Raw genomic sequence first — 12,101 nt, forward strand, 5'->3', positions numbered from 1 at the left:
TCCGAAATTAACTCTATTTTAATGAGGTTTTGCCATGATCAAGAGAATAAAGCTGCGAACATTGCTGATAGGGGGATGCGTTACCCTCTTTTTTACTGTATTGATAGGAAGAGTGTTTTGGCTGCAGGTCGTGCAGGAGGATTTTTGGCAGAAGCATGCTGAAGCGCTTTGGTCCACCAGGAAGGATTTGCCGGCCACACGGGGAACGATTACGGACCGCAAAGGCGACGTATTGGCCATGGACGCTCCCGCCTATACGGTAGCGATCAATCCGGAGATCATTCATGCCAAAGGGCTGGAAAATGAAGTGACTGAGGGGTTAAGCCGGATTCTCGGCAAAGATGAGCAGGAGATGCGAGAACTCGTCAATGCCAAGAAGTCGGACGGAAAGTATTCCACCCATCGGGAAGTGCGCAACGAAGGCTTAAAGATCGACCAGGAGCTTAAGGGTCAAGTCGAGGCATTCCGAAACAAGCTGCTGCAAGAGCATAAGGAAGTGGAAGACACCGGCATTTATTTGATGAAGGAACAAAAACGCTATTATCCCCAAAAGAGCCTGGCCGCTCATATTTTGGGCTATACCGACCGTGACGGAAACGCGGTGTCCGGCCTGGAGGCTTATTACGATGAGATGCTTAAGGGAGAAGACGGCTATATCGAATATAAACGCGACGGCAGAGGGATCGAAATCCCGAAAGCCAGCGAAATTTACCAGCCGGCGAAAAACGGGCAAAACCTGCAGTTAACGATAGATGATACGATCCAGCGTTATATCGAGCAAGCGATGAAGGAAGCGTATGCTGAGCTGCAGCCGATCAGTATGAGCGTCATCGCCGTCGATCCGAAAACGATGGAAATTCTCGGAATGGCGAACATGCCTACATACGACCCCAACGAGTATTGGGCCGACGTCGATCAGAAAAACTTTTACAACCATGCGATTAAATCGGTGTACGAGCCGGGTTCCACGTTTAAAATTGTGACCTTGGCCGGGGCTGTTCAAGAAGGTCTTTTTAACCCGAATGCCACTTATATGTCGGGGAGTATCCGTGTTCCTGGGCGAACGATCCACGATTTAAAGCGATCCGGCTGGGGGCCGATCACTTACTTGGAAGGCGTAAAACGCTCCAGTAACGTCGGTTTCGTCAAGCTGGGCTACGAAATGCTGGGACCCGAACGGCTGAAAAGCTATGTCGACAATTTCGGGTTTGGGCAAAAAACGGGCATCGAGCTGCCGGGCGAAGCCAAAGGGATCGTGGACCCGGTGCAGCAAGCCGACTTCGCGGCGATGTCCTACGGACACGGTAAACTGCTCGTTACGCCGCTGCAGCAGATTGTGGCCGTGGCAGCGGTGGCGAACGGGGGCAAATTGATGGAGCCGCATATCGTCAAATCCATCACCGATCCGCAGACCGGCGAAACGAAGCAAACCGAACCGAAAGTCATACGCCAGGTCATTACGCCGGAGACCGCCAAAGAAGTTGGAAGCTATTTGGAGCAAGTCGTTTCCGACCAAAAAATCGGGACCGGCCGTCACGCTTATATCGAGGGTTACCGGATTGCCGGGAAAACGGGAACGGCCGTAAAAGTCGTCAACGGCGAATACAACTATTCCAAACAGGTCGTTTCTTTTATCGGCTATGCGCCGGTGGACGATCCGAAAATCGCCGTCCTTGTTTTGATCGACGAACCGAGGGATTCCGAGCTGGGCGGCGGAACGGCGGCGGCCCCGGTGTTCAAAAAAATCGTCAATCAAACGCTTCAGTATATGGGTGTGCCTAAAACCACCGATCCCAACGCCGACAAAACCAAGCAGGCCGAGAGCAGCGGGCCGAAGGTTCCCAACCTTAAGGGAATGGGCGTGCAAAAAGCCAAAGACACCCTTGTTGCCGGCGGAATTTCCTATGCCACCTTGGGAAGCGGAACGGAGATCATTTCCCAATACCCCAAAGCGGGTAGCGTCTTGAAAACGGGCCAATTCGTTTATTTGCTTACCGAAGAAGGAGCAAATATGAAAATCCCGAATCTGCAAGGCGAATCGCTGCGGGATGCGATGGAGCTGCTATCGGTTCTTCAAGTGCCGGTCACGGCGAAAGGCGAAGGATACGTCGCCTCGCAAAAAGTGGTCGAAGAGAACGGAAAGCGACGGGTCGAATTAACGCTGGAACCGCCTGTCACGGAGGAAGAGACGAACGGGAAAGCGGCGGACGGCAGCGAGGCGGACGGCGATAAGGCGGCCGACGGTGAAGCTGGCGGCGAGTCCACGGCCGCCGCGGGCAATAGCGGCAATAGCGGCAATGGCGGACAAGCCGGCAGCGGCGGCCCGAGCGGTTAAGGTATCGCCGGGCAGGCTGCCGGCCGATAGCCGGTTTGGAAATAACGGCAATTGGAGAGGTTTTGCCATGTTGAAAAGAGTAAGACTGCGAACGCTGCTGATAGGGGGATGCGTCACCCTCTTTTTTGCTGTATTGATAGGAAGAGTGTTTTGGCTGCAGATCGTGCAGGGGGAATTTTGGCAGGCACATGCCGAAAAGCTCTGGTCGACCAAAAAGGTGTTGCCCGCCAACCGGGGAACGATCACGGACCGCAAAGGCGACGTATTGGCTGTGGACGCTCCCGCCTATACGGTGGCGGTTAGTCCGGAAATTATCCATGCCAACGGGCTGGAAAATGAAGTGGTTCAAGGGTTAAGCCGGATTCTCGGCAAGGATGAGCAGGAGATGCGCGAGCTTGTCAACGCCAAGAAAAACGGGAAGTATTCCACCCATCGGGAAGTGCGCAACGAAGGTTTGAAAATCGACCAGGAGCTAAAGAATCAAGTGGAGGCTTTTATCAACGAGCTGCTGAAACAAAATGAAAAAGTGGAAGACGCCGGTATTTACTTGATGAAGGAGCAGAAGCGCTATTATCCCAGAACGAGTCTGGCGGCGCATGTTTTGGGCTATACCGACCGCGACGGCAACGCCGTATCCGGCCTGGAGGCTTTTTATGACGAACAGCTTAAGGGGCAAGACGGCTTCCTTGAATACAAACGTGACGGCAGAGGGATCGAAATCCCGAAAGCCAGCGAAATTTACCAGCCGGCCCAAAACGGGCAGAACCTGCAGCTGACGATCGATAATACGATCCAGTATTACATCGAACAGGCGATGAAGGAAGCGTATAACGAGCTGCAGCCGATCAGCATGACCGTTATCGCGGCCGATCCGAACACGTTGGAAATTCTTGGGATGGCGAACATGCCCACCTACAATCCCAACGAGTATTGGGCTGGCGTCGATCAGAGAAATTTTTACAACCATGCCGTCCAATCGGTGTACGAACCGGGTTCAACGTTTAAAATCGTCACCTTGGCCGGGGCTGTTCAGGAAGGTTTGTTTAATCCGGAAGATAAATATATGTCCGGGAGTATCCATATCGCGGGCCGAACGGTCAGTGACATTAAAAAATCCGGCTGGGTGGGGGCCGATCACTTATTTGGAAGGCGTCAAACGTTCCAGCAACGTTGCGTTCGTCAAATTGGGTTACGAAAAGCTGGGCCCCGAACGTCTCAAAACCTATGCCGAAAACTTCGGGTTCGGGCAAAAAACCGGCATCGAGCTGCCGGGCGAATACAAAGGGCTCGTGAATCCGGAGCAGCAGGCCGACTTCGCGGCGCTGTCCTACGGGCACGGCAAGCTGCTCGTTACGCCGCTGCAGCAAATCGTTGCGATATCGGCCATCGCCAACGGCGGCAAGCTGATGGAGCCGCATATCGTCAAATCGCTGACCGACCCTCAGACCGGCAAAACGGAAAAAACCGAACCCAAAGTGGTGCGCCAGGTAATCACGCCGGAAACCGCCAAGGAAGTCGGAGGCTACTTGGAGCAGGTCGTTTCCGACCGGAAGCACGGGACCGGCCGCCACGCCTATATCGAGGGGTACCGGGTCGCCGGGAAAACGGGAACGGCGGTAAAGCCCGTTAACGGGGAATACACCAAATTGAAGCAGGTCGTTTCCTTTCTCGGTTACGCGCCGGTGGACGATCCGAAGGTTGCCCTGCTGGTCCTGATCGATGAACCGAAGGACCCCGATCTGGGCGGGGGGACGGCCGCGGGTCCGGTGTTCCAAAAAATCATGAATCAAATCCTGCAGTATATGGGTGTCCCCAAAATGAACGATGGCGGGACCGGGAAAACGAAACCGGCCGCGAGCGGGCCGAAGGTTCCCGAATTAAGCAAGCTGCCGGTTCAGGAGGCCAAAAACAAACTCGCCGGCCAGGGGATTTCCTACGTGACGCTGGGCAGCGGCGAGGACATCATCACCCAGCACCCGAAGGCGGGGAGCGTGCTGAAAGCGGGCCAGTTCGTGTATTTGCTGACCGAAAAGGGGACCGACGTGAAGATCCCCAACCTGAGGGGGAAATCGCTGCGCGATGCCATGGAGCTGTTATCCGTGCTGCAGGTGCCGGTTACGGCTGAAGGCGAAGGGTATGTCGACTCGCAAAAAGTGATCGAAGAGAACGGAACGCGAAGGGTGGAATTGACCTTGAAGCCCCCGGTTACGAATGAGGAAACGAAGGAGGAAGCGGCGGGGGACGGCGGTGCGGCGGCGAACGGCGAAGCCCCCGGCCAGTCCGCGAACTCGCCATAGCTTGTTCTAACCCCTGGTTGTCCTGAATATCCTTGATATGAAAACATTCAAGCGTCAGGATGGGATAGGGGGGGCAACCAGTGAAAGTTTCCAAGTTTACCGTCAGACGAAGACTGTTCTGGCTGTTGATGGTGTTGTGTTTGTTGTTTGCGGCCCTTGCCGTGCGTCTTGCCTATGTGCAGATCGGAAAGGGAGCGGAATTGTCGGCCAAAGCGGAGGACTCCTGGCGCCGGAACATCCCTTATTCGGCGAAACGCGGCGAAATCAGCGACCGGAACGGCAACGTGCTGGCATATAACATTACGACGCCGACGGTCATGGCCATCCCGGTGCAAATCAAACATCCGGAGCAAACGGCCAAAAGCTTGGCGCCTCTGCTCGGCATGAGCGAAGACGCGATTTTGAAGTCGATCACCAAGAAACAATCCATAGTCAGGCTGCAACCCGGCGGACGCAAAATTACGATGGAAAAAGCGCAGCAAATTCGTGATTTGGCTCTTCCGGGTATTGTTGTTGCCGAAGACAACAAAAGATATTATCCTTATGGAGGACTTGCCGCTCATATCTTGGGTTTTACCGGCAGCTACAATCAGGGGCTGACCGGAGTGGAAAGCAAATACGAGAGCCTGCTGAGCGGCATGAACGGCAGCGTGTCCTATTTGTCCGACGCCGGGGGCAGATTGATGCCCGGGTCCTCGGAGAAATATGTGGAGCCGAAAGACGGGCTGAACCTGACGCTGACGATCGACAAATCGATCCAAAGCATTATCGAGCGCGAGCTGGATCAGGCGATGGACCGGCTGCAGGCCGACTCGGCCCTGACGATCGCGATGGATCCGAAAACGGGACAAATTTTAGGCATGGCGGCGAGACCGGGATTTGAGCCTGGGCAGTATCAGGAATACGATCCGGCGGTGTATAACCGGAACCTTCCGATCTGGATGACGTACGAACCGGGTTCCACGTTCAAGATCATCACCTTGGCCGCCGCGCTCCAAGAGAAGAAGGTGGATCTGCTGGGCGAGCGCTTTTTTGATCCGGGGTATGTCAAAGTTGGCGGGGCCACGCTCCGCTGCTGGAAGAGGGGCGGGCACGGCAGCCAGACATTCCTCCAGGTGGTGGAGAATTCCTGCAACCCCGGGTTCGTAGCGCTCGGGCAGCGCCTGGGCAAAGAAACGCTGTTCCAATACATCAAAAATTTCGGCTTCGGCAGCAAAACCGGCATCGACCTGAACGGCGAGGAAAACGGCATCCTGTTCAAGCTGTCCCGAGTAGGCCCGGTGGAACTGGCGACGACCTCGTTCGGCCAAGGGGTGTCGGTGACGCCGATTCAGCAGATCACCGCGGTTTCGGCCGCGATCAACGGCGGCAAGCTGTATAAACCTTACGTCGCCAAGGCGTGGACCAATCCCGATACGGGCGAGGTCGTCTCGGAAACGGCGCCGCAACTGGTGCGCCAGGTCATTTCGGAAGAGACGTCCAAGCAGATTCGTTCCGCGCTGGAAAGCGTCGTGGCCAACGGCACGGGCGGCAACGCCTTTATCGACGGCTATCGCGTGGGCGGGAAGACCGGGACGGCGCAGAAGGTCATAAACGGGCGTTATTCCGCAAACGAGCATATCGTTTCTTTTATCGGCTTCGCTCCGGCGGACGATCCGCAAATCGTCGTTTATACGGCGGTCGACAATCCGCAAGGGATCCAATTCGGCGGCGTGGTAGCCGCTCCGATCGTACGGAATATCATGAAGGATGCGCTGGAATACATGCAAGTTCCGCCCCGCCAGCAGCAGGTTACCAAGAAATACAAATACGGCGAGACGCCGATCGTCACGGTTCCCGATCTGATCGGACATACGGCGCAGGAAATCTACGAGGACCTCAACATGAATTTTAATTTGGCGAAATCGGGGGCGGGGAACGTCGTGATCAATCAGGCGCCGAAAGCCGGAGCCCGGGTCGAAAAGGGGTCGACGATCCGAATTTATATGGGCAGCGAGGCGGATGCGGAACAACAACATAACCATAATCAATAATTCTCCTGAACTTTGCAGTTTTTGGTGATAATATAGAGTGAGTGTTTACGAACGTTGTTGAAATACGGAGGGGTTAGCTATGCAGCTTAAGGAATTGGCAACTTATTTGATAGCTTCGCAAATACGAGGCGACGGGGAGCTGGCCTGCGAAGGCATCGCCATCGATTCGCGGAAAGTTCAGCCCGGAGATTTGTTTATATGCCTTCCCGGTCATACGGTCGACGGGCACGACTTCGCTCCGCAAGCCGCGGACAAAGGAGCGGCGGCGCTCGTCGTGGAGCGTTGGCTTGACGATTGTCCGCTGCCGCAGCTTAAGGTGAAAGACAGCAGATTGGCGATGGCGGTTTTGGGCAACGTGTTTTTCGGCTTCCCCAGCCGGCGGCTGAAGGTCATCGGCGTTACCGGAACGAACGGCAAAACGACAACGACTTATTTGATCGAACGCATTCTTGAGGATCAAGGGCGCTCTACGGGACTTATCGGAACGATTCAGCGCAAATTCGCCGGCCGGACGTATCCGATGTCCGGGACGACGCCGGAATCGCTGGAGCTGCAGCGGTATTTGCACGAGATGGCCGAAGGCGGCGCGGCTTACTGCGTCATGGAGGTGTCCTCCCACGCGCTGGACCAGGGCCGTGTCAAAGGAACGCACTTCCGGACGGCCGTCTTTACGAATTTGACCCAGGACCATTTGGATTATCACAACACGATGGAAGAGTATCGCGGGGCCAAGGGGCTGTTCTTCTCCCGTTTGGGCAACAACTATCCGGCCAATCCGGACGAGCGCAGCTACGCGGTCCTTAACGCGGATGATCCCGCCAGCTCTTATTTTGCCAAGCAAACCGCCGCGGAGACGATCACGTACGGAGTGGAGAACGAGGCCGATGTCCGCGCCTCGGACATTTCCGTAACGGCGAAAGGCACCTCGTTCCATGTCGATACATTTCAAGGCAGCGCCGACATTTCGCTGCGGATGGTCGGCAAGTTCAACGTGTACAACGCGCTTGCCGCGATCGCGGCCGCTTTGCTCGAAGGGATTCCGCTCGAACGGATCAAGGCCAGCCTGGAAGCGGTCAAAGGCGTGGAGGGACGGGTTGAAGCGGTCGATGAAGGCCAATCCTTCGCCGTCATCGTCGATTACGCCCACACGCCCGACGGGCTCGAAAACGTGCTGCGGACCGTAAACGAATTTGCCAAAGGCCGCGTCATCTGCGTCTTCGGCTGCGGCGGCGACCGGGATCGTACGAAACGCCCGATCATGGGGCGGATCGCCGCGAAATACGCCGATCACGTCATCGTGACTTCCGACAACCCGCGCACCGAAGATCCCGATGCTATACTAAGCGACATCGAGCAGGGATTGATCGGCGACGGGGTGGACCGCAGCCGTTACGAGCTGATCGTCGACCGCCGCGAGGCCATCCAAAAGGCTATTGAAATGGCAAGCCGTGAAGATGTAGTATTGATTGCGGGGAAAGGTCATGAAACCTATCAGTTGATCGGAACCGCAGTGCTCGATTTTGATGATCGGATCGTAGCAAAAGAAGCGATAAGGGGTTTGGCGAAGTGATAATTAGAAATCTGGCGGATATAGCCGCGATGTGCGGCGGACAAGTGCGGGAGGCGGCCGATTCCGGCATTGCGGTGCGCGGAGCGGTCACCGATTCCCGGCAAATCACGCAGGACTGTTTGTTTATTCCGTTATCCGGAGAAAGGTTCGACGGCCACGATTTTGCAGCGGACTGTCTCGCGGCCGGAGCTGCCGCAACCCTGTGGGAGCGGTCCAAGGGAACGCCTCCCGGGCCGGCCGTACTGGTGGACGATTGCCTGGAGGCGCTGCAAACGCTGGCCAAGTCCTACTTGATCCAGGCGGGTGCCAAGGTGGTCGGCATTACGGGCAGCAACGGGAAAACGACGACCAAAGACCTCGTTTACTCGCTTTTGTCCACAACGTACAAAGTGCATAAAACCAAAGGGAATTTTAATAACCACATCGGGCTGCCGCTGACGGTGCTGGCGATGCCCGAGGATACGGAGATCGCCGTCCTGGAGATGGGCATGAGCGGCCGCCGCGAAATCGAGCTGCTGTCCAAACTGGCCGAACCCGAGACGGCGGTCATAACGAATATCGGCGAAGCGCATCTGCTGCAGCTCGGCTCGCGGGAGGAAATCGCGCGGGCGAAACTGGAGATCCTCGCGGGGATGAAGCCCGGGGGATTGTTCGTTTACAATGGGGACGAACCTTTGATTCCCCAGGTGCTGGCGGAGGCGGACACGGCGAAGCCGGACCGGCTGCGGACCGTCACGTTTGGATTGGGCCAAGGCAATGACGAATACCCGACCGGAATGATGTTCATGGAGGACCGCACCCTGTTCACTTCGCGCGGGACCGGCGGGGAGCCGCTGGAGCTGCCTCTGCTGGGCGAGCACAACGTGGTGAACGCTTTGGCCGCGCTTGCGGTCGCCCGCCGCTATGGGGTCGGCGAAGCCGCGATTCGGGACGGGCTTCGCCATGCCGAACTGACCGGCATGCGGATCGAGCGCATCATCGGCGCAAGCGGCGTGACGATCTTGAACGATGCGTACAACGCCAGCCCCACGTCCATGAAAGCGGCGATCGGCGTGCTGGAAAAAATGAAAGGGTTCCGCCAAAGAATCGCCGTGCTCGGAGATATGCTTGAGCTTGGAGCTTCCGAAGAAGAATACCACCGCGAGATCGGCGCTTCCCTGACACCGGACAAAGTGGATCAGCTTTTTACCTACGGAACGCTGGGCCTGAAAATCGCCGAAGGCGCAGCCGGGCATTTGAAACCTGCGCGCATTCATGCATATACTGATAAAACTGAGCTCATCCGCGATTTGACTTCGCTGATCCATCCGAAGGACGTTGTACTGGTCAAGGCCTCCCGGGGCATGAAGCTGGAGGAAGTCGTGGACGCGGTAAAACATAACAACTTAAAGCATTAATTACCGGCGAGAGGGGGGTGAAATCCCATGGATTTCGGACTAATTCTGTTAACGATCGGCGTATCTTTCATTTTGGCCGTCATTTCGGCTCCGCTGATCATTCCGCTGCTAAAACGGCTTAAATTCGGCCAGCAAATACGCGGGGAAGGACCGCAAAGCCACCAGAAAAAGGCGGGCACGCCTACGATGGGCGGCGTGATTATTTTGCTTGCCTTCACGTTGTCTTTCCTTAAATTTTCGGTCATCAACACCGATTTCTACGTGCTGCTGATCGCTACGCTCGGCTTCGGGCTGGTCGGTTTTCTCGACGACTACATCAAAATCGTGTTTAAACGGTCTTTGGGATTGACGCCCAGACAAAAATTGTTCGGACAGCTGCTGTTCGCCGGTATCATGTGCGCTTTGCTCATTTCGGAAGGGCACAGCACGGCGATCGGCATTCCGGGAACCGGATGGTCCTTTGACCTCGGAGGCTGGTTCTATTATCCTTTTATCATTGTCATGATGCTGGCGATCAGCAACGCGGTGAACTTCACCGACGGTGTGGACGGACTTTTGTCCGGCGTCAGCGCGATCGCCTTCGGCGCCTACGCGGTGATCGCGATGCAGGCGACTTCGCTCCCTTCCGCGGTCTGCGCGGCGGCGATGATCGGGGCGGTGCTGGGCTTCCTCGTGTTCAACGCGCATCCGGCCAAGGTGTTTATGGGCGATACCGGATCGTTGGGGATCGGCGGGGCGATCGGCGCGATCGCCGTTATCACGAAAAGCGAGCTGCTTTTCCTGGTGATCGGCGGCATCTTCGTAATCGAAATGCTGTCCGTCGTCATTCAGGTGACCTCTTTTAAAACGAGAGGAAAGCGGATTTTCAAAATGAGCCCGATTCATCACCATTTTGAGTTGTCAGGCTGGTCGGAATGGCGGGTTGTGGTGACGTTTTGGGCGGCCGGACTTATCCTGGCGGGCATTGGACTTTATTTAAACAAGGGGTTGTAATCATGAAGCATCCAGAAGAATACCGGGGACGCCAGGTGGTCGTGATCGGTTTAGCGAGAAGCGGCGTTCAGGTCGCGAAAACCCTGCATCGTTTTGGAGCCGTCGTGACGGTTAACGATAAAAAGGAGAGGGAACTGTGTCCCGAAGCATCCGAATTGGAAGCTTTGGGAATTTCTGTTGTATGCGGCGGACATCCGGACGGACTTGTCCATCCCGGCGTCGAATTGGTCGTGAAAAATCCCGGCATCCCTTATTCGGCCCCGCCTGTGGCCAAAGCGCTGGAGTTGGGCATCGACGTCGTGACCGAGGTGGAAATCGCCTACCGGCTCAGCCCGGCGCCGATCATCGGGATTACGGGCTCCAACGGAAAAACGACGACGACGACATGGGTCGGCAAAATGCTGGAAGCCGCCGGGCTTCGCCCGATCGTAGCCGGCAACATCGGCACGCCGCTGTGCGAAGCGGCGGAAACGGCGAGCGCCGGTAACTGGCTTGTAGCCGAACTTAGCAGCTTTCAGCTGAAAGGAACGCAGGCATTCCGCCCTAAGGTTGCTTGCCTGCTTAATGTGGCGGAGACCCACCTGGATTACCACGGTACGATGGATGACTATGTGGCTTCCAAAGCCAAGCTGTTCGCCAATCAGGAAGCGGCGGATACGGCTGTCGTCAATTGGGACGACCCTACATGCCGCAAGCTGGTGCCGTATATCACGGCGAAGCTGATCCCTTTTTCGATGACGGAGGAGCTGAAATCGGAAGGGGTGTACATCCGGCCGGCTTATGTCCCGGACGTAGAGGACGGGCTTGATCGCAGCGTTGTGTACCGGGGAGCGGACGGCGAGGTGCGGAAAATCGTCGATGTGCGCGATATCGCCTTGCCCGGACGGTTCAATGTGGAGAACGCATTGGCGGCGGTGGCCGTCGCCCTGGCCGCGGGTGCGGCGCCGGAGGCTCTCGTGGAGCCTTTGCGTACGTTCCGCGGTGTGGAGCACCGTTTGGAATACGTCGAGGAGAAGCGCGGCGTGGTTTATTACAACAACTCCAAAGCGACGAACGCGAAGGCGACGATTATGGCGCTGGGCGCTTTAACGGCTCCGATCGTGCTGATTGCCGGCGGGCTGGACCGGGGCTCGGATTATACGGAGCTGGTGCCCGTCTTTAAACAGAAAGTGAAGGCGCTTGTCGCCCTGGGGCAAACGAAGGAAAAAATCGCCGAAGCCGGAAAACTTGCGGGTCTATCCGCCATCGTGGTGGTCGATAATGGTGACAGCGCCGCGGAAACGCTGCGGACCGCGCTGAAGGAGGCGGCGGCTTTGGCCGCATCCGGAGATGCCGTGCTGCTCTCTCCGGCATGCGCCAGCTGGGATATGTTCTCCTCCTATGAAGAGCGTGGACGCATTTTTAAAGAGGCGGTGCATACGCTTTAAGTAGGGGGGTGGAAAAGCCCCTACTTTCTGTCAAGAGGTGGCATCCACG

General features: G+C 56.5%; 7 protein-coding genes and 1 pseudogene. All 8 read left to right on the forward strand.

Features of this window, described 5'->3' with window-relative positions:
- Positions 1 to 34 precede the first annotated feature (34 nt).
- Complete coding sequence (locus NYE74_RS14450) at positions 35 to 2,335, forward strand: penicillin-binding transpeptidase domain-containing protein (RefSeq protein ID WP_340928262.1); 2,301 nt, start codon at positions 35 to 37, stop codon at positions 2,333 to 2,335.
- A 67-nt stretch (positions 2,336 to 2,402) separates the two neighbouring features.
- A pseudogene (locus NYE74_RS14455) lies at positions 2,403 to 3,383 on the forward strand (peptidoglycan D,D-transpeptidase FtsI family protein); the annotation flags it as partial.
- Positions 3,384 to 3,435: 52 nt separating this feature from the next.
- Positions 3,436 to 4,632, forward strand: coding sequence for a penicillin-binding transpeptidase domain-containing protein (locus tag NYE74_RS14460; protein ID WP_341004877.1), 1,197 nt, complete (start codon positions 3,436 to 3,438; stop codon positions 4,630 to 4,632).
- An 80-nt stretch (positions 4,633 to 4,712) separates the two neighbouring features.
- Complete coding sequence (locus NYE74_RS14465; RefSeq protein ID WP_240751883.1) at positions 4,713 to 6,665, forward strand: stage V sporulation protein D; 1,953 nt, start codon at positions 4,713 to 4,715, stop codon at positions 6,663 to 6,665.
- A gap of 79 nt (positions 6,666 to 6,744) precedes the next feature.
- Complete coding sequence (locus NYE74_RS14470; protein WP_340928259.1) at positions 6,745 to 8,235, forward strand: UDP-N-acetylmuramoyl-L-alanyl-D-glutamate--2,6-diaminopimelate ligase; 1,491 nt, start codon at positions 6,745 to 6,747, stop codon at positions 8,233 to 8,235.
- Positions 8,235 to 9,632 (forward strand): UDP-N-acetylmuramoyl-tripeptide--D-alanyl-D-alanine ligase, encoded by a 1,398-nt coding sequence (locus NYE74_RS14475; protein ID WP_411831158.1) that lies wholly within the window; start codon positions 8,235 to 8,237, stop codon positions 9,630 to 9,632. Before NYE74_RS14470 ends, NYE74_RS14475 begins: the two co-directional genes overlap by 1 nt.
- Positions 9,633 to 9,659: 27 nt before the next feature.
- Positions 9,660 to 10,625 (forward strand): phospho-N-acetylmuramoyl-pentapeptide-transferase, encoded by a 966-nt coding sequence (gene mraY, locus NYE74_RS14480; protein ID WP_213510292.1) that lies wholly within the window; start codon positions 9,660 to 9,662, stop codon positions 10,623 to 10,625.
- Positions 10,626 to 10,627: 2 nt separating this feature from the next.
- On the forward strand, positions 10,628 to 12,052 hold the full coding sequence (gene murD / locus NYE74_RS14485) for a UDP-N-acetylmuramoyl-L-alanine--D-glutamate ligase (protein WP_340928257.1): 1,425 nt from the start codon (positions 10,628 to 10,630) through the stop codon (positions 12,050 to 12,052).
- Positions 12,053 to 12,101 lie beyond the last annotated feature (49 nt).

The organism is Paenibacillus sp. FSL P4-0127 (assembly GCF_038007325.1).
In the GTDB taxonomy this organism is placed as follows: domain Bacteria; phylum Bacillota; class Bacilli; order Paenibacillales; family Paenibacillaceae; genus Fontibacillus; species Fontibacillus macerans.

What these genes read in the sequence shown, in the direction of transcription:
- NYE74_RS14450 (WP_340928262.1), top strand. Translation starts at nt 35, where the DNA reads ATGATCAAGAGAATAAAGCTGCGAACATTGCTGATAGGGGGATGCGTT.
- NYE74_RS14470 (WP_340928259.1), top strand. Translation starts at nt 6,745, where the DNA reads ATGCAGCTTAAGGAATTGGCAACTTATTTGATAGCTTCGCAAATACGA.
- mraY (WP_213510292.1), top strand. Translation starts at nt 9,660, where the DNA reads ATGGATTTCGGACTAATTCTGTTAACGATCGGCGTATCTTTCATTTTG.
- murD (WP_340928257.1), top strand. Translation starts at nt 10,628, where the DNA reads ATGAAGCATCCAGAAGAATACCGGGGACGCCAGGTGGTCGTGATCGGT.